Below are 21,102 nucleotides of genomic sequence, written 5' to 3'. Positions count from 1 at the left end.
ATTATCCAATTTTCTAAAAAGGAATAATTTTTTAACCAAAAAGGGTTACGGCCGCCCCCCCCGATGCACCTTACTGCTATTGGTGATTCAGTTGATAAAGAAGGAGCGGTTAAGTTTGAACGTCCAAATGTAAAGGTAAATGTTAATTACATTTTGGACAAAAGGAATGAAGCTGGTTTAGGAACTGAGATAGGAAAAATTGGAGATGTATGGAAGGGAAATAAAACAGGACAAATATATAGAGATAAATTTTTTTACACTGAACCGGACTTTGGTTGGATTTCTAATATTAAAGACGCGAACAAGATTAAGAGCAAAGTAAGTGGTATTGGGTGAAAGATAATAAAAAATAATGGCGATCCAATCATTGCTGGGAAAGATGGAATTACATGAAAAGATCTAAGAGAAAATCCTAGTTGAGCAAATAGCAACCAAGAAGACTTAAAGAAAGAAAAGGAGATCAGAATTCAACGAGTTCCCTACTATGAGACTCGAGATAAGGACGGAAGTACACAAATAATTGATCTTAGCGAAGGAACTTGTGTTGTAAATATTGGTGAAGTGGGGAGTAAGGATGTTTATTTGGTGATTGGCTTTGCTCAAGGGAGTGGGAAGAATGAAGGAAATGGAAAGTACAGACTTAGTTGAGAAAATGCTGACAAGAACTTTTTGGTTAAAAATTATGGTTGCAAAAACTTACCATTGCACAAGGGTAGCAAACTAAGACTAAGACCGGACTGGAGTTGAAACACAGGAGAAGGTAATTGGTCCGCTAGAAAGGATAGTATGATTGTTCTTGGCAATGACAGCGGAATAATACAGATCGGTGGAGACGAGGAGAGACCTATTGTTGCTGTTGCTTTGGGGTTGGTTGTTAACAAAGCCCAGATTATAAAAGAAAGGGATGAAAATGGGTGAATGAAAATATTAAATGATGGTGATGATATGTGAAAAGGGAGAAGTTGAGTCGGGCAAATAACAACGTGTTTGAATACAACAGGTGATAGTGAAATTCAAGTAAGGTTCGAAAAATGCTGGGGAAAGCAAGGACGAATTGATGCTATTAAAAAGTATAAGGCTAACGTGAAGCTTACTTATTCTTACAAACTTAAGAAGTAATAATTTTTAACTAATTAACTCTGAATTACCTATTTGGAGGAAAGGGAAAACAAAGAAAAACTTTTTGTATTAGTAATCCTGTTAATTCAAAGAATTAACAAAAAACTTTAAATCGAGAATATGGGGCTAGCAAAATTCTTCTTAATCCCTTCTTCGGGGGTACTGGCGATACCAATATCTTTAATGTCGCTAAATACCGAGATCGATGATGAGATAGTATTGGCAACTTATCAGTCCTACATCAATTCTGATATAGCCGATCAAGCTTTTAATGATTATTCATTAAAAACAATCTACTTTGAAACCGATAAAGAAGTTTTCAATGGTTTTGCTTCCGGAGCTTTTGATTTGGCCATCTTAAGCTCTTCTACATTGGAGGAGGCTATTTCCAAAAATTTAGCCAAAAAGATTGATTGAAGAAAATTTAGTTCTATTAAAGGCCAATTAGGAGAAAATGGAGGGGGCAATGGACAAGAAAAAATTAATGAGAAATTAGGAAAACTTTATTCGCCAGTTGTTAATAAGTTCTTTAAAAATGCCCCTGAATTGGCGGAATATGGAGTTCCTTATTTCATAAGCTATTTTGCTTTCGCATATAGAGGAAAACCTTTAGAAGAAAATGGTTCGACTGTAACTACAGTTTCGCACACATCCTCAACCACTTCCGAGACTTCACCAAAAACTCCTATGACTTGACATGATTTGATGCAAAAAATCTCCAAAGATAAACGTTTTCACTCAAAAGATGGTGAGCCGAAACTAGGGATGGTAGAAGATGAGTTAACTTTATTTTCGTTATCTAAGTTAAGTGGTAAAAATACAGAAAAGGAAAAAGTAGAGGAATTATTTAAAAAGGAGGAAAAGACATCTGAAGATGATTTTTACAGGCAATATATGCAAATAAATGAAGCGGGAATTAACAAAAAAATTTTGGGAGAAAGACCTTTGTTTTTTAGTCCTGACTCAGTTGTATTATCTACTGCCTTAAGTTCTGGAGATCTAGAGGGTATTTTCTTCTACAATGGTGATGCTTTATATGCCCACCAATTGCTAGAAGAAGAAAAGGAAGAAAAAGATTCAGAAGATGAGCGGGAGATTAACGTTGTACCACTGTCTCCTGCACTTTGGTTTCTAGATAGTATTGTTATTTCTTCAAAATCAAGTCCTGCAAAGGAAGCCAGAATTTATAAATTTTTGGAAAAGTTATCTTTTGAGCATTTTGACCAATTATCAAGCTTAAATAGAGAAAAAGAGTTAGGGGAAGAAAATGATGATCAGGTAGAAGAAGAGAATAGGCCAGAATGATTATTGGATAACTTTAAGGAAATTGGTTACACCCCGGTTCTCCAAGATTTCAATAAATGAATTAAAGGAGAACGAGCCAGTCCTCCGGTACCAGCACCTTCAGGAGGTAATGGTTATTTTTACAAAAAAGAAAAAGAATTTCTTTATGGTGAACCAGATATGGAAAAATGTTTAGAGCAACAAAAACGCAAGAAACAACTAATGGTAAAAATTGTTTTGTTATTTTTGAGAGAGGTTTAAATGATTCTCAGAATTTAAATCTTGCTTTGGCTTTTGAAAGATGAAAGAATCATTTTTAATTACAATGAAGTTGCTCTGAATTTTTCGCCTTTAAGCCTTTTTTACTTACAGAAATCAATAAATAACAAGAAATATAGATTTAAAGTTTTTTAATTTAAACCTTGAAAGGAAAAGAAATTAATCATTTAATTTTTTTGCCTGCAAAACAGGCCTTCACCCAATATCCATTATCTGTAACTAAAAAGAACCATTCTTTTCTAGAAGGCAAATTATCCTCTCCTTCAACGATTAGTTGTACATCAAATCAACTTTGTTTTTTTCCAGTTTTTTCATTCACCAAAGGTTTACTATAGCAGGCATTCAGGGGTGATTTGGATAGATCCAGTTCTTTGAAATTTAAGACCTCTTGTTCTGAGGGAACAATTAGAGGAAAAGTAATAGTTCGAAGAACTTCCGACGCTTTTAATTCTTTAAGGTTGAACATTTACCTAAGCAAAAGGTTTGTAGATTATTTTACGTTGTAATGGCTGATTGCTTAGATGGGGGATTTCTTCTAAATGTGATTTTTATTTTTCGAGAATTTCTATGTTTTCAGAGATTTTTTGTGACTTTAGATATTTTAAATATCTTGGAAACTTATTAAGTGTTATGGGATTATTTGTGATTATGGCCATTTCTTCCTGTTCTGTATTACTAAATCACTTCTCGGTTAAATAAAAAACTTAAATTCGGAGATCCGTAGATTGCTGAGAAAATTTGATTATTTTTGAAAAAACAATAGAGTTTTACATGGTATTTTCAAGCATGTACTAATCTTATTTCTCCTATTCCTGCCTTTCTTCACTTCTCATTAATCTCTAAAACCAAATCATGCAATGATTCGGGAATTCCATTAAAGTAATACATTCCTAGTATTAAACAAACTCTTTTAATTTTCTTCTGAAAAATCAATGCATCTAATTCTCTTAAAGATTTGTGGGAGCAAAAACCTACAACAATCTCTATTTGATCAGACTTGTTAAGTTCTTCCCGAAATCGATCATTGAGTAGTTCCTGTTCTAATTCTTCTAATAGGGGGTAAATATTGGTGAAAAGAAATTGGTCCTCCATTTAAATTACATTTTTATTTCAGACGCAATAATCTCATAGAAAAAACAAAGTTAAGCGCTGAAAATTACATGTAATCCCAGTAAATTTTTCTAATTTATTCAATTTATTAATTACTTGTCATCGACAAAATGCATAATTTTTTAACAAAAGATACTTCGGGCACCCCCCCCATTCCTTACTGCTATTGGTGATTCAGTTGATGAGGGTGGAACAATTTCTATTAAGCCAGTTGTGAACTGAAAGTGAAAAGTAGATGGGCTATATCCGAGAAATCCCGAAGCATTTAAGCCAGATGGAGGAGCTATATGAACAACTGGAGAGAAAGGTAATATCTTCGAAGATCAGTATTTTTATGTTCCAAAAGACTTTAGTTGATTAGGGGAGCAATTTAAGAATGTTAAGTCTTTAGTCAGTGGAATAGGTTTGAAAATCACAAATATCGAAGGTGAGAAGTTTACCAAGGATATGAAGAGTGTTAGCTATAAAAGTAAGAGAAGTGGAGATGTCAAAGAAAACACCAAAATTGGGAATGGTGTATTAACTAGAAAAGTAGATTTGGAGCGGGTTGTGTATTATCAACCTGATAAAAATGTACCAACATGAGAGTTTGGTGAAAGAGTTTGTGCTATCAAAGGAAAGATGAATAAACAGGATGTTTTCTTATTTGTTGGGTTTATTGAGGTTGCACCGGAGGGTAAGGGAGAAAAAGGAAGCGGAACACACTACTCTATACCTGATGATGGAAGAGGGGTTTTTATTAAGGAACAAATGTGTGGGTTATTGGGAGATTGAGGATCGTATAGCTTAGTTGAATTCAATACTAAGTCAAGGACACCTTTAATAGAAGGTAAAACAATGATTGGTCTTGGTCCTGCGGGTCAGAAGGGCAACAACATAGGAAGTCTTAGGAGTTCTGGAGCAAACCGACCCCTAGTTGGTGCTTTGATGGGTCTTGCGATTAATGTAGCGCAGTCAAAAAACGAGAAACACGAGGAGGGTAAAATATGCGGAACTACATGAGGAAAAGAATATGAAAAGAGAAATAAACTAGGTGAATGGCGAGCGAACGAAGAGCAAGCTAAAAGGGAAGTTTGGGGCAAAGTGTGAGATGAAATTATGAGGGCACGCAAGGAATGTATTGACGGATCGAAATTAAAACTAAATAAGAAAGATAAAAATGAAATAGGAACGTCTTTAAAAAGTAGTAGTGGATGAAAAAAAGGTGAAGAATATAAGAAACCTCAATTAATTTTTGACGCAACTAGAAAGATTACTGATGCTAAGAAACTGAGGTTAATGGGTGAGAGTAAGTGAGTTCCGTGAACAAGTTCTACTGAATTACCTTACCGATATGAATAAGTCAAAAATCTTTTTCAACTAATTAACTCTGAATTACCTATTTAGAGGAAGGGGAAGACAAAGTATCTTTATTTTTGGAGATTTTGTTGCATTTGCTATTCCCAAATAAAACTTGAATAAATAAAAAATATATTGTTGTTTTTAAATCTTATGTAAAACCAATAAAGTTAAGAAAATAACTAACTAATTAACTAAACGAAGAAGTTATTTAAAGTTTGAAAGGAAAAGAAATTAATCATACATCCCTTTCAATACCTTTATTGTCCTTTTCAGTTATGTTTGTTTTCTTTAAAAATATTTGATCTCCCCCATACTCCTCTAACATCTCTTTAGTAATTATCCCTTCTTTGTCCCGATCTTCTTCCACATAATCAAAACTACTCACTAATTCCCATTCATCAGCTAACTTACCTTTTATTCATGTACCTATAATCTCTGAATCTTCAAAGCAACTTAACCATTTAACCTTCTTACCTGCAAAACACGCCCTGAACAAATATCCACTATCTGTTGCTAAATAAAACCATTCTTTCCTCGAAGGCAAATTATCTTCGCCTTTAACGGTTAATTTTACATCAAATCAACTTTGTTTTTTTCCTGTTTTTTCATTAACTAAAGGCTTACTATAACAAGCATTAAGAGGTGATTTAGATAGATCTAGTTCTTTGGAATTTAAAACTTCCTTTTCTGAAGGAACAATCAAAGGTAAAGTAATCATTCTAAGAGCTTCGGCTTCTTCTAGTTCTTCAAGATATAACGTCATCTCCAGAAAATTTTTTGTAAATTATTTTAGAAATTTTTCGTGTCTTTTTAGATTTTTTCTTCTTTTTAATTTTGTCTTCAATTTATATTTTTCGAGAATTTCTATATTTTCAGAGATTTTTTTTGACTTTAAGTATGCTAAATATTTTGAAAAATTTTTGAGTTTTTTTGGATCATTTATAAGTACAGCCATTTCTTTCTGAGCCTTATCATTAACTGGCCTCTCAGTTAAAAAACTTAAATTAGGAGACCCGAATATTGCTGAGAAAATTTGATTATTTTTGAAAAAACAATAAAGTTTTACATGGTATTTTCAAGCATGTACCAATCTTATTTCCCCGATTCCAGCCTTCAATCACTTTTCATTAATTTCTAAAGCCAATTTATGCAATGCTTTAGGAATTCCATCAAAGTAATACATTCCTAGAATCACACATACTTTTTTAATATTCATTTGAAAAATCAATTCTTCCAACTCTTTTAAAGATTTGTTGGAGCCAAAGCCCACAGAGATCTCTAATCTATCTGATTTCTTAAGTTCTTCCCTGAAACGATCATTAATTAGTTCTTGATCTGTTTCCTCTAATGCAGGACAAATATTAGTAACAAGAACTTTTTCTCCCATTGATTTACATTGCCATTTAGCTGGATAATTTTTTCAAAAATTAAAAGTCCTATCTAATTAGTTAATTACTCTTCCTTGACAAAAATGCATAATTTTTGAAAAAGACAAGTTCCTCGCCTTCGCCTCCCCCCCCGAATCGCTATTTGTGATTCAGTTGATGAAGGTGGTACGGTGAAAATTACACAGACTGGGAAAGACTGGTGAAAAGCAATGAAGGGTTTAGACGCAAGGAATCCAGAGGCATTAAGAGTAGGTCAAGGATCTATCTGAGCAACTGGTAAGAAGGGAGATATTATCGAAGACAAGTTTTTTTATGTTCCTGAAAACTTCGGTTGATTAGGAGAGAAGTATAAAGACGTTAAATCACTAGTTAGTGGGATTGGGCTGAAGATTACAAATATCGAAGGGGAAAGATTTACAAAAGATATGAATGGTGTAACTTTCGGGAGTAAGCGGAGCGGAGAAGTGCGAAGGGATAGTAAGCAAGGAAGTGATGTATTAACGAGAAAATTGAACATGGAACGAGTTGCTTACTATAAGCCGAGTGGCGGGGGTATTTGAGAATTGGGTCGCGGGACGTGTGCGATTGAACATAAAATTGGAAAACGGGAAGTTTATTTATTTGTTGGGGCTGTTGAGGTTGAAAGGCTTGGTGAGAAAGACGCGAAGGGTTATGAATGGGAATTTAAGAAAGATAAGTTTTTTGATGGAACATATGGTTGCGAGGTGTTTAAGGGTAGGAGGGACGAAACAAAATATCAACTGATTAGAAAAAAAGTTGGTAAAGCGGGAAAGCATGATGGGCCAGAGGGAAATGAAGTGATTGTTATTGGAGTTGATGGTGAGGTTAACAATGGAAAAGGGGCGCTAGTCGAAGTGAACGGTGTCTTAGACTTCGGAGTGTCTAGAAACGTTAAAAGTACGATGGGGGTTTTAATGGGAATCGCGATAAATCTGATCCGAGATAAAGAGTGCAAGACGGCTTTTAGTGGAGACTCTAGTGAAGATACAAGCAAGGCAATTGACAAGTGTATAGAAGGAGCCAGAGATAAAATCGTAAAGGCAATCCAGCATGTCCGAGGCGGCCGCAATAACCTGAAAGTCCCTGGGGATTGGAATGGATCTGAAAAAAACATTGATCGAGATTGGGTTGTTAACCAGTTAAGAAGTCACTTGAAAGCTGGAGGGAGATTTGCGACTCTGAGTAGATGGAGACAGGATATAAAATTATCATACAAATATAGCTAAGCAGGAGGAGTAACTCTGAATTACCTATTTATAGGGAGGGGAAAACTAACAAAATTTTTGAGATATTATTAATAGTTGTTTCCAGAAACATTAATAAATAGAAAATATATTTTCTCCTTTAAACCTTTTACAAAGCCAACAACGTCAAAAAGATAACTTATGAAACTACTAATTAATAAAAAAATTTAAGCCTGCAAAGGAAAAGATATTAACCATACATCCCTTTCAAACCCTTGCTTATCTTTTTCAGTTATATTTGTTTTCTTTAAAATCACTCGATCTCCCCCATATCATTCCAAAACCTCTTTAGTAATTATTCCTGATTTTTTTTGATCTTCGCAGACATAATTAAAACCATCTACTAATTCACACCCAGCTAGCCTTCCCTTTATTCACTTGCCTATCAGTCTTGAATTTTCAAAAGAACTCAACCACTTTATCTTTCTTCCGGAAAAACAAGCCTTAAATAAATATCCACTATCTGTAACTAAATAAAACCATTCTTTTCTAGAAGGTAAATTATCTTCTCCTTCAACAGTTAGTTGTACATCAAATCAACTTTGCTTTTTTCCAGTTTTTTTATTAACTAAGGGCTTACTATAACAGGCATTTAGTGGTGATTTTGATAGATCTAATTCTTTTGAATTTAAAACTTCTTTCTCTGATGGAACAATTAATGGTAAGGTAATGGTTCGAAGTGCTTCGGCATCCTCTAATTCTTTGAGGTATAACATAGTTCTACAAGAATTTTTTGTAGACTATTTTAGATTGTTTTTTCTCATCTTGGAAATAAGATTCTTCTTCCCAATGTGATTTGTATCTTTCGAGAATTTCTATGTTTTCAGAGATGTTTTTAGACTTTAGATATTTTAAATATCTTGGAAACTTCTCAATTTTTATTGGATTGTTTGTGATAAAAGCCATTTCATGCTGATCTTGATTATTAAATCATGTCTCAGTTAAAAAGCTTAAATTCGGAGATCCAAATATTGCTGAAAAAATTTGATTATTCTTGAAAAAACAGTAAAGTTTTCCATGGTATTTACAAGAATGTACCAATCTTATCTCTCCTATTCCAGCTCTCATTCACCTCTCATTAATTTCTAAAGCCAATTTATGCAAAGATTCAGGAATTCCATTCAAGTAATACATGCCTAGAATCAAACAAACTCTTTTAATTCTCTTTTGAAAAATCAATGCATCTAATTCCCTTAATGATTTGTGGGAACAAAATCCCACTGCAATCTCTATTTGATCAGACTTGTTAAGTTCTTCCCTAAAGCGATAATTGAGTAATTCTTGTTCTCATCCCTCCAAAAAGGAACAGACATTAGTGAGAAAAAGCTTATTTTCCATTTAAATTACATTGCCATTTAGCTGGATAATTGTTCCAAGTAATAAAAGACCTATCTAATTTATTAATTACTCTTCCTCAACAAAAATGCATAAATTTTTACAAAATAAAGGGTCCCGTGTTACCCCCCCCGACACTCCTTACTGCTATTGGTGATTCAGTTGATGAAGATAGTTCAATAGGTCATGAGGTAAAAGTAAATGTCCAACAAAAAAGTTTTAAGATGTTGGGAGTTAGAAATGAAGATTTTATGGGAATTAGCAAAGAAAAAATTGGAAGTATATGAACAGGGGATAAAACAGGAGGTATTTATAAAGATGGATTTTTTTATGTTCCGGAGAACTTTGAATGACTAAAGGGAATACCGGATGCAGGCCAGGTCAAAAGCTTAGTAAGTGGAATTGGTATGAAGGTGGTTAAAAATTCGGGTAAAGCCATTAGTTTTGACAATAAACCTAGCAAATGAAGGGATGCGCTTTCTTGTAATAAGTGAGTTGAAAGCCACGGAAAGAAGAAATGTCTAATTGAGAAAGAAATAGAAGTTCAGAGAGTTGCTTACCTCGAAAGAGAAGGGAAACAGTATGAACTTGGAGAAAATATTTGCATGTTAAGGATCGACGGCAATAACAATAAAACAGGGAGAAACGGTTATGCCGTATATTTAATGGTTGGATTAGTTGAAGTTAATGTCAATGAAAATAGAGGAAATGGCAAAGACTGAGAATGAAAAGATGAAAGTTGGTTGAAGAATTTAAGAAGTTGTGATCTCTTGAAAAAGACTGGGTGAAAACAATTGAAACTAAAGGTTGAGAAACATGGGATATCAGGGGATAAAGGTGTTTCACCTGATAGTTGAATTATGGTTTTTTGGGGGGGGATACGAGCAATGGGATTGCAGATTTAGATGGGAATAAAACTGTTGGAATTGTTTTGGGGGCAGTAGTTAATTGGACAATGGATAAAAAGTATTGAGGTATGCACGGCGGAGTAAGGGGAACATTTGCATGCTTAGAAAAAGAATGATGGGATCATAAATTTGTAGAAGTTAGAAGTGGTAAGTGCGGATTTGAAGAAGAAAGAGTAAGAGACGAGGTTGAGAGGGTTCACAAAATGGTTCGCGAAGATCTTAGAGAGGACTTCAAGTCCCACTATTTAGAAAAAGATGGAAATCTCAATATGAAAATGATTAGAGCTAAGAATGAAGTTAAGGCACTCACTAAATGAGAAAGTAAGATGGCAATGAGGTATGAATGGAGCTTAGAAAGATAAGAGATAAAAAACCTTTATAAATAATTAACTCTGAATTACCTATTTAGAGGAAGGGGAACACAAAAAAATAATTTCTTTTAATTTAGTTGCTGTTAATTCTTTGAATTAACAAAAAAACTTTAAATCAAGAATATGGGGCTAGCAAAATTCTTCTTAATCCCATCTTCAGGAGTACTGGCGATACCAATATCTTTAATGTCTCTAAATACCGAGATCGATGATGAGATAGTATTAGCAACTTATCAATCTTATATAAGTTCTGATATAGCCGATGAGGCTTTTAATGACTATTCATTAAAAACTATCTACTTTGAAAACGACAAAGAAGTTTTCAATGGTTTTGCCTCAGGAGCTTTTGATTTGGCCATCTTAAGCTCTTCTACTCTAGAGGAGGCTATTTCCAAAAATTTAGCAAAAAAGATTGAATGAAGCAAATTTACTTCTATTAAAGATAAGCTGGAGAATGGGCACACTAATGGCGGGGGGGCGCAGGACAACAAGGAAATATTAGTGATAAATTAGGAAAACTTTATTCCCCTGTTGTTTCCAAATTTTTTAAAAATTCTCCTCAATTAGCGGAATATGGAGTTCCTTATTTCATAAGTTATTTTGCATTTGCCTATAGAGGTAAAAAAGAATGGGGAGAAAATGGAAGTTTAACAACAGCTTCAACAACTAGCTCTGATTCAAGTTCCACATCAACAACTCAAAAGCCAATGAGTTGGAATGAGCTTATAGAAAAAATATCTAAAGATAGTAGATTTAAGTCTGATGATAAGCCTAAATTAGGAATGGTAGAGGATGAGTTAACTTTATTTTCGTTATCTAAATTAAGTAGTAAAAATGATTCTTCTCAAATAGAGAAATTATTTGAAAAAGAAATCAAACAATCTGAAGATGACTTTTACAACCAATATATGAAGATAAATGAAGCAGGTATTAATAAGACAGGATTGGGAGAAAGACCTTTATTTTTTAGTCCTGATTCGGTTGTATTATCTGAGGAGCTTAGTTCAGGAGACCTAGAAGGTATTTTCTTTTACAATGGAGATGCTCTATATGCGCATCAATTGTTAAAAGAGGAAAAATCAAAAAATACAGAAGAAACTACTAGTCAAGAAATTCATATTGTTCCTTTATCGCCAGCCCTTTGATTCTTAGATAGTATTGTTATTTCTTCAAAATCCAGTCCTTCAAAAGAAGCCAGAATCTATGAGTTTTTAGAAAAGTTGTCTTTTAAAAACTTTGATAAATTATCAGAATTGGATAGACAAGAAGAATTAGGTGGAGATAGTGAAGATAAAGAAGAGGGAGACAAAGAAAGACCCCAATGATTACTTGGTAACTTTATGGAAATTGGTTACACCCCTGTTCTTCAAGATTTCAATAAATGAATTAAAGGGGAAAAACCTCCTAAAAGTCCCCCAGAACCTCCAGAAGGAGAAGGTGATTTTTACAAAAAAGAAAAAGAATTCTTATACGGTAATCCGGATATAGAGAAGTGTTTGGCACAACAACCGCCAAATAATGGCCAACAGTGTTCTATAGTTTTTGAAGGAGGTTTAAATGATTCTCAGAATTTAAATCTTGCTTTGGCTTTTGAGAGATGAAAGAATAATTTTTAGTTACAAGAAAGTTGCTCTGAATTTGTTGTTTTTAAGCTTTTTTTAAAACTAATAGAGTTAATAAGATAATTTTTTATTTAACTAATTAACTATAAAACTATCTTGAAATAATAAGTAACAAAAGAAATTTAAACCTTGAAAGGAAAAGAAATTAATCATACATCTCTTTCAATTCCTTGATTATCTTTTTTAGTAATATTTGTTTTCTTTAAAAATACTTGATCTCCTCCATATCATTCCAAAACCTCTTTAGTAATTATTCCTGATCTTCTTTGATCTTCGTAAACATAATCAAAACCATCTACTAATTCACACTCATAAGCTAACCTTCATGTAATTCATTTTCCTAACAGTTTTGAATCTTCAAAAGAACTTAATCATTTAATTTTCTTACCTGCGAAACATGCCTTTAGCCAATATCCATCATCTGTAACTAAAAAAAATCATTCTTTTCTAGAGGGCAAATTATCTTCTCCTTCGACGGTTAGTTGTACATCACATCAACTCTGTTTTTTTCCAGTTTTTTCATTAACTAAAGGTTTGCTGTAACAAGCATTGAAAGGAGATTTGGATAGATCTAGTTCTTTTAGATTTACAACTTCTTTCTTTGAGGGGGCAATTAATGGAAAAGTAATCGTTCGAAGTGCTTCGGATTCTTCTAATTCTTTAAGGTTGAACATTGACCTAAGAAAAAATTTCGTAGATTATTTTAGATTGTGTTTGCTTGTCTTTTAAGTGTGAACTTTTCTTGGAATCTAATTTGTATTTTTCGAGAATTTCTATGTTTTCAGAGATGCTTTTTGACTTTAAGTTTTTTAAATATCTTGGAAACTTGTTAAGTGTTTTTGGATTATTGATAAGCATAGCCATTTCTTTTTGATCTGAGTCATTATCTCATTTCTCAGTTAAAAAACTTAGATTCGGAGATCCAAATATTGCTGAAAAAATTTGATTATTCTTGAAAAAACAATAAATCTTTCCATGGTATTTGCAGGAATATACTAATCTTATTTCTCCTATGCCCGCCTTTCTTCACTTCTCATTGATTTCTAAAACAAATTTATGCAATGATTCAGAAATGCCATTAAAGTAGTACATTCCCAGAATTAAACAAACTTTTTTAATTTTCTTTCTCGAGATTAATATGTCTAGTTCTTTTAAGGATTTGTAAGAACCAAAGCCTACAGCAATTTCCAATTGATCTGATTTGTTAAGTTCTTTTCTAAAACGATCGTTGAGTAGTTCTTGTTCCCATTCCTCTAAGAAGGGACAAATTTCAGTGCAAAGAAATTGGCCTTCCATCTAAGTTACATTTCTATTTGACTTGACAATCTTTGTGGGAAATAAATTCAAAAATTAAAAGTCCTATCTAATTTATTAATTACTCTTCCTTAACAAAAATGCATAATTTTTTTAAAAAACGATTTAATTTCTTTTTTTAACTTATGAAATTAAAGAATACAGCAAATGGACTTTAGCCAAAGATTTTGAAGGATTTCTTAAGCGCCTTATAGCCCTTAAAAGTATTAATCAATACTCAACTAAATAAAAATTATTGAAAAAATATCCTCTAGAAATACTTAAACACTAAAAAATATCTAAATTAACAAATAACTTTTCAATCTTTCTTTTGTTCAGTTTGATCAATCACTCACTCAACAACACATTGTTCTTTAGTGAAGCTGGTCTTCTTTAAAGAAAAATAGCTTTTATCACTAAATAAGTGATCTGGTAAATCAAATCACTTACTTCTATTCTCTCTGCCTCCATTCTCAATGCCAATTACTTCTACATTGAGTCTATTGGGAGAAGCAAAACTAAATTGCCCTACATCGTAAGCAACATTATCTATAGTTTCTCCGGAAATTGTACCTAAAGATTCCATAAAGGTAAACTTAACCTTTTTATCATTCTGTTTATCGTAGCATAAAATAATTCTTCCCTCTGAAGATTTTGTTAATTCCCTGCAATTATCTATACTTGGTTCCTCCTGAATTGGGCTTGATGAGGAGCTACGAGAAGCTTTAGACTCTTCTGAAGATTCCTTTTCCACTTCTTTAAACTGTCTGTCTAGAGTGGTGTTAGAAACTACAGACCAAACAATTGGTGCAGAAGAAACACTTCCAACAAAAGTCAAAACTTTTAAGGAAAAGAAAGCCATACAACTAATCTAAAACGACAAACTCATTTTTGTTATCTACTCAAACAATTTGACATTTATCTAGTCTCAAAGGATAGTTATTACTTATGTTAAGTCTAGAATTTCACAGAAAGTTCATTTATTATGTTTACTTACTAACCTCTTCATTCGCAAACTTCTAGATCCGCTATTTTTCAATTTGTTTAAACCATATTCCGCTTCAACTACCCTGAAAAAGGAACTCTTAGTCTCCTATTGAAGGGAAAGGGGAATCGAAAAAAAATTTCTTTTCTTTAAATATTTAATTTTCAAACACAAAAAGCCAAAATTCTTATAAGAGAGTTCTTTTTTAATTAATAAATAACTTTCCAATGTAATAAATTGGAAAACACTTAAGATGGATAGCTGACTATCCTTTATATTCTTTTTTCTGCTCCTATTTGGAGTAGTTTTTCACAAATATAGATTATTAGGTTTATCTTCTTGTGCCTTTCTGGCACTGGGTTGTTGTTCTATATATAGTATTTTCTTATTAGCTGGTTTGACATTTAACAAATCAACTATTTTTGGCATCTTTGCCCTTCTATTCCTCTCTATATCTAATTCACTGAATTTATTCAGCTGAATTAAGAAATATCTAAAAACTAACAACTATACAACAAGAATGGCAATTTATTTGGCTAATAAAAAACATAATGTCTATCTTTATGAACTAGCATTAATGCTTTTGATTCCCTCTTCTTTATTGATATTTTTATTGCCTGCATCACTAAAGGAAATGGGAATTGTATTAGCATTAGGAACTCTTTTTATATTTGCCATTTGATTTATTTTCTCTAATTTCTATCTCCCTAAGTTAAGTTATTTGGGAGAAGATAAAGAGTCTTGATTAATTTCTTTGAAAAGTACAAAAGCAGATGGTTTGAGAGCAACTCACTCTTACTCGGGCATAGTCAAAGAGATGAGAGCCACAGGCAAAAAAGATCAAATCAAAGAAGAAGTTAGAAAGAGAAGGGCAAGTCTAGCCCCTCTAGACTTTGCTCCTGTAATTTTTCTTCTAGGATTTATTGGATTTATTCTCTGGCTTTCTAATTACGAATTGAATTACCCAAATTTTTTCAAGAGCAACAAGTTATTGTCTATGAATAAAAGTCTGCAATCACAAATCAACACTGTTTTAAGCAGTTTGAAAGGTAACTATAAAGAACTAAAAGATGTCCCAGAAGTAGCCAAGGAAAAACTATCTAATGGATCGCCCAATTTAATGTATTACTTATTTCCTGGGAATTTAGATCTAAAAACATTGATTGAAAAGTTGGGCGAAAATGGCACGAGCGGAGGAGGAGGTTCCATAAAAAACTGATCCATCCAGTTAACTAATGCCTTTTCAATTATGCCCTCTCTTGAGAAGTCTGTTAGCTTAATATTTTTCTCTTTAGCCCCTTTGGCTATTTACAACTTATTTAGATTTGGTTTGGCTAATAGTATTTCTCTAATACTTTCTTCCTTAATGTTTTTTGGAGTTAGTTTCCTAATTCTATTTTCTGGATTCTTTATTAAGGTTCCAGAATTATTTCCTGAATTAATTCTTTCTGCCTTCTTTGTTCTGCTTGGATTTTGAAATAAATCTGTCTTGTGCGCAAAGCAAGAATCTAAGATGGTTCCGGAAGAACAAAAGAATAAAAAGAATGCTTTTCAATATCAATCTTGAGGAATTAAATCTGAACTTAAAAAAGAAAATAATTTTTACTTCCTAGCCTTGCTAGGAATTATGACTATTGCTTGATCTTTGGAAAATCAAGAATTAATTAACTCTTTTGCGCTCTTTTTATTCCTAGTATTTGGTATTTGTATATTCTTTGTGCCAACTCTAACATCTTTATGGGCAAATATAAATCTACTAAAAGACAGATACTATTATCACCTAGTAGGTTTATTTGTTAGACAAAAAAATAGATTAAGAGAAGTTGGAACTGAGGAAGAAAATGTTTTAGGAATCAATTACTAATAAAAATTAGATTTATTCTTTCTTAAAAAGTAGCAGAATTTCAAAAGCGCGACCAAAACTTTTTTAAAGAAATATTGGGCTTTTTAGCCCCCCCCATTCCTTACTGCTATTGGTGATTCAGTTGATGATGGACAAATGGATGGATTTAGGGCGAAGGATGGGAAAATTTATCAAAACGCGGATGGAAACTTTTTACGAGAAAGAAATCCAATTGCTTTTGGATTTACAAATGACTCGGCAGGTGAAGCATGAAGATTAACAAAGTCTGGAAAAGTTTATAAAGATGAAAGTATCTTTGGATTTAAAGATTACAGTTGACTAAATGAAAAGGCTGAAGGCGGGCATACCATTTCTGGCGGGGAAAAATTCAAAACTTTAATTAGTGGTCTTGGAATAAGAGTCAAAGAGATCACTGGGCCATGTATACTCGTAAAAAATAAGAATGGAGCTAAATGGAAAGATCTAAGAAGTTGTCCAGAAAATAGTGAGAAGACTAGACAAGAAGTGCAAGTTATCACAAGACATTTAGATGTTGATTTGGTTCCTTTAGTAAATCAGAAAGCGACTGATGATCAACTCAGTTATTTGGGAGGAACGGTTTGTATGGCAAAACTTATAACCAACAATAATAAAATAGACAATCTAAGTTCTTTGGGTTTTATTTTTGTCATTGGAACTGGGTTTAAGAACGATAATAATAAGTCTTTGATTGGAGATCAGATGAAGTGAAACAAAGATAACAAGATAGTTTCAGCTGGTTATGGTGTTTGCGAAGGATTGGGGAAAATAATTGGAGGGCACGGGTTCAATTTGACTCTACCTTTACATTATGGTAATAGCTTTGAAGGGAAGTTGAATGAAAATTCTGTGATAACTCTTGGTTCTGAAAATGGGCCAACTCTTTATTGAAATGGCCCAGGCCAATATAAGGGATATTTTGGAATTTTACTTGGTGTAGTCGGGCAATGTCGCAAAATGAAAAATGGAACATATGATGAGTATGGAGACTGTAAAAGAAATTATGACTTAAAAACCATGCACAAAGATTGAACCTTTATACATGGAGCAAGGAATAAAAAAGATAAAGAATATGCCGTTATAGGGCTTACTTTGTTAGATAAAGAGAAGCTTCGAATTGCGGTTCAGGAAAAGAAGTTCTCTTTTGGGAAATTGAAACCACAGGCAAGCAGAAGTACTGCAAAATATATTGTTGCAAAGAATTAAGAAAAACAACACAAAAAATATTCACTTCAATTAGTTAGAAAACTTTTTTTCGCTTAATTAACTCTGCATTTACTTTTTAGAGGAAGGGGAAAACAAAGAAAAAACTTCTTAATATTTACCTTTTCAAAATGTGAGTAAGTAATAGACAAATATCTTAGGTTAACTAGTATTTACAATTCCTTAATTAACTTAGCATAAAAGGAGTCGCCCATTCCCCCCCTAAATGTCCTGCTATTGGTGATTCAGTTGATGAGGGTGGAACAATTTCTATTAAGCCAGTTGTGAACTGAAAGTGAAAAGTAGATGGGCTATATCCGAGAAATCCCGAAGCATTTAAGCCAGATGGAGGAGCTATATGAACAACTGGAGAGAAAGGTAATATCTTCGAAGATCAGTATTTTTATGTTCCCAAAGACTTTAACTGATTAGGGGAGAATTTTAAAAACGTCAAATCTTTAGTTAGCGGTATAGGTCTAAAGATTACAAATATCGAAGGCGAAAAATTTAGTAAAGATATGAAAAGTATTAGTTTCAAGAATAAGCGAGATAGGAACGACAAGAAGAACGGCGTGCTCGGAAAAAACATATACACTAGGAAAGTAGGCTTAGAGCGGGTTGCTTATTATAAACCTGAAAATTCAGAAAAAACTTGAGAATTAGGTAAAGGAGTTTGTATTGCACATGAAAAAATTGGAGATCAAAATGTTTACTTGTTTATTGGTTTTGCTGAGGTTAAACAAGGGGAGCGGGTGGGTGAAAGAAAAGGGCATAAGTGAAACTTTAACGAAAGTACAACTTTTAAAGATGGTATCGACTGTGGATATCTGAGGAATGTTTTCGGCAAAGAAGGTCAATTGATTGTGAGTGAAGATGGCGATTATCAGGTTAATTTAAATGGCCAAGACAACAAATGAGAAGCAAATAAAGTAATTCTTTTTGGGCATGAAGAAGGTAATGAGAAAAAAATATGAAACTTGCAACCTGCAGGAAAATTTGAGAAACCCGTGGTTGGAATTTTGATGGGGGTTGCAATTAATTTAGGTCTGTCAGAAGAGTGCAACAAAGCTTGAAGTGAAGAAGAGAATGGAATAAAGAGTGCTGGCGGGGGAGTTAAATTAAATGAATGACGTGGCACTGGTTGACAAGCAGAAAAAAGCAAAGCTTATGAAACTTGAGAAGCGGTTATGAACATGCGGAAAGCATGTATAAACAAAACTAGAGATGAATTGGAGAAAAATATGAAGGAGGAATTTTTAAAGGGAAAAGATCAAAACTGAAACTTTCTGAAAGGAGGCGGAAGAATTAATTGAAGAAGAAATAATGACATTACATCTAGCGACCAGTTTAGAAGAAGTGGAAATCGCTGAATTAAATGAACTGACTCTACTGAGTTACCTTACAAATATGCATAGATAAAAAATCTTTTTCAATCATTAACTCTGAATTACATATTTAGAGGAAAGGGAAAACAAAAAAATAATTTTTTTAATTTAGTTTCTGTTAATTCTTTGAATTAACAAAAAAACTTTAAATCAAGAATATGGGGTTGGCCAAATTCTTCTTAATCCCTTCTACAGGGGTGATGGCGATACCAATATCTTTAATGTCTCTAAATACTGAGATCGATGATGAAATAGTATTGGCCACCTACCAATCCTACATCAATGCTGATATAGCCGATCAAGCCTTTAATGATTACTCATTAAAAACTATCTACTTTGAAAACGATAAAGAAGTTTTCAATGGTTTTGCTTCCGGAGCTTTTGATTTGGCCATCTTAAGCTCTTCTACTCTAGAGGAGGCTATTTCTAAAAACTTAGCCAAAAAGATTGATTGAAAAAAGTTTAAGTCTATTCAAAGTAAGCTAGGAAATGGAGGAACTTCCAATGAGGGAATTAGTAAAAAACTGGGACAAATATATTCTCCAGTGGTTAGTAAGTTTTTTGAAAATGCCCCTGAATTAGCAAATTATGGGATTCCTTATTTCATAAGCTATTTTGCTTTCGCATATAGAGGAAAACCCTTAGAAGGCAGTTCTTCAACTGAGACTACAACTGTAAGGCCAAATTCAACTCTTTCCGAACCTTCTCAAAAAACTCCCATGAGTTGATATGAATTAATGCAAAAGATCTCCAAAGATGATCGTTTTAAGTCTAAAGAAGGAGAGCCTAAATTAGGAATGGTAGAGGATGAGTTAACTTTATTTTCTCTATCTAAATTAAGTAACAAAACCGCGGGATCCAATAATTCCTCTGAAATAGAGCAATTATTTAAGAAGGAGGAAACAACATCTGAAGATGATTTCTACAAACAATATATACAAATCAACGAGTCAGGAATTAACAAAGAAGTTCTCGGAGAAAGACCCTTATTTTTTAGTCCTGACTCGGTCGTGTTATCAGAAGCTCTTAGTTCAGGAAATCTGCAAGGTATCTTCTTTTACAACGGTGATGCTCTTTATGCTCACCAAATGTTAGAAGAGGAAAAGGAGGAAAGTGAAGAAGAATCAGAAGAGGAAACAATTAACGTTGTTCCTTTATCTCCTGCCCTTTGATTTCTAGATAGTATTGTTATTTCTTCAAAATCAAGTCCTGAAAAGGAAGAAGGGATTTACCAATTTTTAGAAAAATTATCTTTTGAGAATTTCGACAAATTTGAAAAATTAAATAGAAAGCAAGAATTATCCGGAGAAGAAACGGACAATAAAGACACTAAAGAGGAGAAAAGGCCAGAATGATTACTCGGTAACTTTACAGAAATTGGTTACACCCCAGTTCTTCAAGAATTCAACAAATGAATTAAGGGAGAAAAGACAAATCCTCCTTCTCCAGCGCCTGAAGGGGATGGTGATTTTTACAAAAAGGAAAAAGAATTTCTTTATGGCGAACCGGACATGGAAAAATGCTTAGAGGGATTGAAACAGAAAAAAGAGGCTAATGAGAAGAATTGTTTTGTTGTCTTCGAGAGAGGTTTAAATGATTCTCAGAATTTAAACCTTGCTTTAGCTTTTGAAAGATGAAAGAATAATTTTTAATTACAACGAAGTTGCTCTGAATTTTTCGCCTTTAAGCCTTTTTTAAAGCTAATAAAGTTAAGAAGATAATTTTTTATTTAACTAATTAACTATAAAACTATCTTGAAATAATAAGTAACAAAAGAAATTTAAACCTTAAAAGGAAAAGATATTAATCATACATCTCTTTCGATCCCTTGCTTATCTTTTTCAGTAATATTTGTTTTCTTTAAAAATACTTGATCTCCTCCATATCATTCCAAAGTTTCTTTAGTAATTATTCCTGATTTTCTTTGATCTTCGCAAACATAATCAAAACCACTCACCAATTCACACTCAGCCAATCTTCCTTTTATCCACCTACCTATAAGCCCTGTATTTTCAAAATAACTTAATCATCTAATTTTCTTGCCCGCAAAACAAGCCTTGAACAAATATCCATTATCTGTAACTAAAAAGAATCATTCTTTTCTAGAAGGTAAGTTATCTTGACCTTCAATGGTTAACTTTACATCAAATCAACTTTGCTTTTTTCCAGTTTTTTCATTAACTAAAGGTTTGCTGTAACAAGCATTAAGAGATGATTTTGATAGATCTAATTCTTTTGAACCTAATACTTCCTTCTCTGAAGGAACAATTAAGGGCAAAGTGATAATTCTCAGAGCTTCGGATTCTTCTAGTTCTTTCAGGTATAGCATCGT

The 21,102-nt window shown here is 33.0% G+C and carries 23 protein-coding genes; 12 read left to right on the top strand and 11 right to left on the bottom strand.

Going from position 1 to position 21,102, the window contains the following annotated elements:
- Positions 1-63 precede the first annotated feature (63 nt).
- On the top strand, positions 64-1,119 hold the full coding sequence (locus MR07_RS00620; protein WP_024070925.1) for a hypothetical protein: 1,056 nt from the start codon (positions 64-66) through the stop codon (positions 1,117-1,119).
- 120 nt (positions 1,120-1,239) lie between these two features.
- A complete protein-coding gene (locus MR07_RS00615) occupies positions 1,240-2,664 on the top strand; it encodes a type 2 periplasmic-binding domain-containing protein (protein WP_024070924.1) in 1,425 nt (474 codons plus the stop codon).
- Positions 2,665-2,818: 154 nt separating this feature from the next.
- On the opposite strand, the gene MR07_RS00610 is transcribed toward MR07_RS00615, so the two are convergent.
- Together MR07_RS00610 and MR07_RS00605 are read right to left on the bottom strand one after the other, a co-directional pair.
- Positions 2,819-3,148 (bottom strand): hypothetical protein, encoded by a 330-nt coding sequence (locus MR07_RS00610; RefSeq protein ID WP_024070923.1) that lies wholly within the window; start codon positions 3,146-3,148, stop codon positions 2,819-2,821.
- A 209-nt stretch (positions 3,149-3,357) separates the two neighbouring features.
- Positions 3,358-3,774: a restriction endonuclease PLD domain-containing protein gene (locus MR07_RS00605; RefSeq protein WP_024070922.1), complete on the bottom strand. Its 417-nt coding sequence runs from the start codon at positions 3,772-3,774 to the stop codon at positions 3,358-3,360.
- A gap of 231 nt (positions 3,775-4,005) precedes the next feature.
- On the opposite strand from MR07_RS00605, the gene MR07_RS00600 reads away from it, so the two are divergent.
- Positions 4,006-5,133 carry a hypothetical protein gene (locus tag MR07_RS00600; RefSeq protein WP_024070921.1) on the top strand — a complete coding sequence of 376 codons (1,128 nt, stop codon included), beginning with the start codon at positions 4,006-4,008 and terminating at the stop codon, positions 5,131-5,133.
- Between the two features lie 208 nt (positions 5,134-5,341).
- On the opposite strand, the gene MR07_RS00595 is transcribed toward MR07_RS00600, so the two are convergent.
- Complete coding sequence (locus MR07_RS00595; protein WP_024070920.1) at positions 5,342-5,896, bottom strand: phospholipase D-like domain-containing protein; 555 nt, start codon at positions 5,894-5,896, stop codon at positions 5,342-5,344.
- A 21-nt stretch (positions 5,897-5,917) separates the two neighbouring features.
- Positions 5,918-6,520 (bottom strand): restriction endonuclease PLD domain-containing protein, encoded by a 603-nt coding sequence (locus MR07_RS00590; protein WP_024070919.1) that lies wholly within the window; start codon positions 6,518-6,520, stop codon positions 5,918-5,920.
- A gap of 171 nt (positions 6,521-6,691) precedes the next feature.
- On the opposite strand from MR07_RS00590, the gene MR07_RS00585 reads away from it, so the two are divergent.
- A complete protein-coding gene (locus MR07_RS00585; protein WP_158432897.1) occupies positions 6,692-7,768 on the top strand; it encodes a hypothetical protein in 1,077 nt (358 codons plus the stop codon).
- Between the two features lie 185 nt (positions 7,769-7,953).
- Here MR07_RS00585 and MR07_RS00580 read toward each other — a convergent pair whose 3' ends face one another.
- Positions 7,954-8,502: a phospholipase D-like domain-containing protein gene (locus MR07_RS00580; protein WP_024070917.1), complete on the bottom strand. Its 549-nt coding sequence runs from the start codon at positions 8,500-8,502 to the stop codon at positions 7,954-7,956.
- Between the two features lie 4 nt (positions 8,503-8,506).
- Positions 8,507-9,124 carry a restriction endonuclease PLD domain-containing protein gene (locus tag MR07_RS00575; RefSeq protein ID WP_024070916.1) on the bottom strand — a complete coding sequence of 206 codons (618 nt, stop codon included), beginning with the start codon at positions 9,122-9,124 and terminating at the stop codon, positions 8,507-8,509.
- 29 nt (positions 9,125-9,153) lie between these two features.
- Between MR07_RS00575 and MR07_RS00570 the strand changes: the two genes are divergently transcribed.
- From MR07_RS00570 to MR07_RS04080, 4 genes are all read left to right on the top strand, one after another.
- Positions 9,154-10,026 carry a hypothetical protein gene (locus tag MR07_RS00570; RefSeq protein ID WP_024070915.1) on the top strand — a complete coding sequence of 291 codons (873 nt, stop codon included), beginning with the start codon at positions 9,154-9,156 and terminating at the stop codon, positions 10,024-10,026.
- On the top strand, positions 9,990-10,391 hold the full coding sequence (locus MR07_RS00565; protein WP_144079538.1) for a hypothetical protein: 402 nt from the start codon (positions 9,990-9,992) through the stop codon (positions 10,389-10,391). The genes MR07_RS00570 and MR07_RS00565 overlap by 37 nt, the downstream gene beginning before the upstream one ends.
- 132 nt (positions 10,392-10,523) lie before the next feature.
- Positions 10,524-10,913, top strand: coding sequence for a hypothetical protein (locus MR07_RS04535; protein WP_043901139.1), 390 nt, complete (start codon positions 10,524-10,526; stop codon positions 10,911-10,913).
- Complete coding sequence (locus tag MR07_RS04080) at positions 10,898-12,016, top strand: type 2 periplasmic-binding domain-containing protein (protein WP_327084504.1); 1,119 nt, start codon at positions 10,898-10,900, stop codon at positions 12,014-12,016. Before MR07_RS04535 ends, MR07_RS04080 begins: the two co-directional genes overlap by 16 nt.
- A 128-nt stretch (positions 12,017-12,144) precedes the next feature.
- On the opposite strand, the gene MR07_RS00550 is transcribed toward MR07_RS04080, so the two are convergent.
- The 4 genes from MR07_RS00550 to MR07_RS00535 form a co-directional block, all read right to left on the bottom strand.
- Complete coding sequence (locus MR07_RS00550) at positions 12,145-12,696, bottom strand: phospholipase D-like domain-containing protein (protein WP_024070913.1); 552 nt, start codon at positions 12,694-12,696, stop codon at positions 12,145-12,147.
- Positions 12,697-12,700: 4 nt separating this feature from the next.
- On the bottom strand, positions 12,701-13,318 hold the full coding sequence (locus MR07_RS00545; RefSeq protein WP_024070912.1) for a restriction endonuclease PLD domain-containing protein: 618 nt from the start codon (positions 13,316-13,318) through the stop codon (positions 12,701-12,703).
- A gap of 301 nt (positions 13,319-13,619) precedes the next feature.
- A complete protein-coding gene (locus tag MR07_RS00540; protein ID WP_024070911.1) occupies positions 13,620-14,177 on the bottom strand; it encodes a hypothetical protein in 558 nt (185 codons plus the stop codon).
- A gap of 231 nt (positions 14,178-14,408) precedes the next feature.
- Positions 14,409-14,807, bottom strand: a complete 399-nt coding sequence (locus tag MR07_RS00535) for a hypothetical protein (RefSeq protein WP_024070910.1) — start codon at positions 14,805-14,807, stop codon at positions 14,409-14,411.
- A 13-nt stretch (positions 14,808-14,820) separates the two neighbouring features.
- On the opposite strand from MR07_RS00535, the gene MR07_RS00530 reads away from it, so the two are divergent.
- The 4 genes from MR07_RS00530 to MR07_RS00515 all read left to right on the top strand — a co-directional run bounded on the left by MR07_RS00530 (position 14,821) and on the right by MR07_RS00515 (position 20,422).
- On the top strand, positions 14,821-16,164 hold the full coding sequence (locus tag MR07_RS00530; protein WP_024070909.1) for a hypothetical protein: 1,344 nt from the start codon (positions 14,821-14,823) through the stop codon (positions 16,162-16,164).
- Positions 16,165-16,299: 135 nt separating this feature from the next.
- Positions 16,300-17,388: a hypothetical protein gene (locus MR07_RS00525; RefSeq protein ID WP_024070908.1), complete on the top strand. Its 1,089-nt coding sequence runs from the start codon at positions 16,300-16,302 to the stop codon at positions 17,386-17,388.
- A gap of 281 nt (positions 17,389-17,669) precedes the next feature.
- Positions 17,670-18,800: a hypothetical protein gene (locus MR07_RS00520; RefSeq protein ID WP_024070907.1), complete on the top strand. Its 1,131-nt coding sequence runs from the start codon at positions 17,670-17,672 to the stop codon at positions 18,798-18,800.
- A gap of 128 nt (positions 18,801-18,928) precedes the next feature.
- The gene (locus MR07_RS00515) at positions 18,929-20,422 is read left to right on the top strand and encodes a type 2 periplasmic-binding domain-containing protein (protein WP_024070906.1); all 1,494 of its coding nucleotides are present in this window, start codon (positions 18,929-18,931) and stop codon (positions 20,420-20,422) included.
- A gap of 128 nt (positions 20,423-20,550) precedes the next feature.
- Here the strand turns inward: MR07_RS00515 and MR07_RS00510 are convergent, their stop codons facing one another.
- Entirely contained in the window at positions 20,551-21,099 is a 549-nt protein-coding gene (locus MR07_RS00510) for a phospholipase D-like domain-containing protein (protein ID WP_024070905.1), read from the bottom strand.
- Between the last annotated feature and the right edge of the window lie 3 nt (positions 21,100-21,102).

The organism is Mycoplasma ovis str. Michigan (assembly GCF_000508245.1).
Classification (GTDB): domain Bacteria; phylum Bacillota_I; class Bacilli_A; order Mycoplasmatales; family Mycoplasmoidaceae; genus Eperythrozoon_A; species Eperythrozoon_A ovis.
This window is presented reverse-complemented; position numbering and strand designations above follow the sequence as displayed.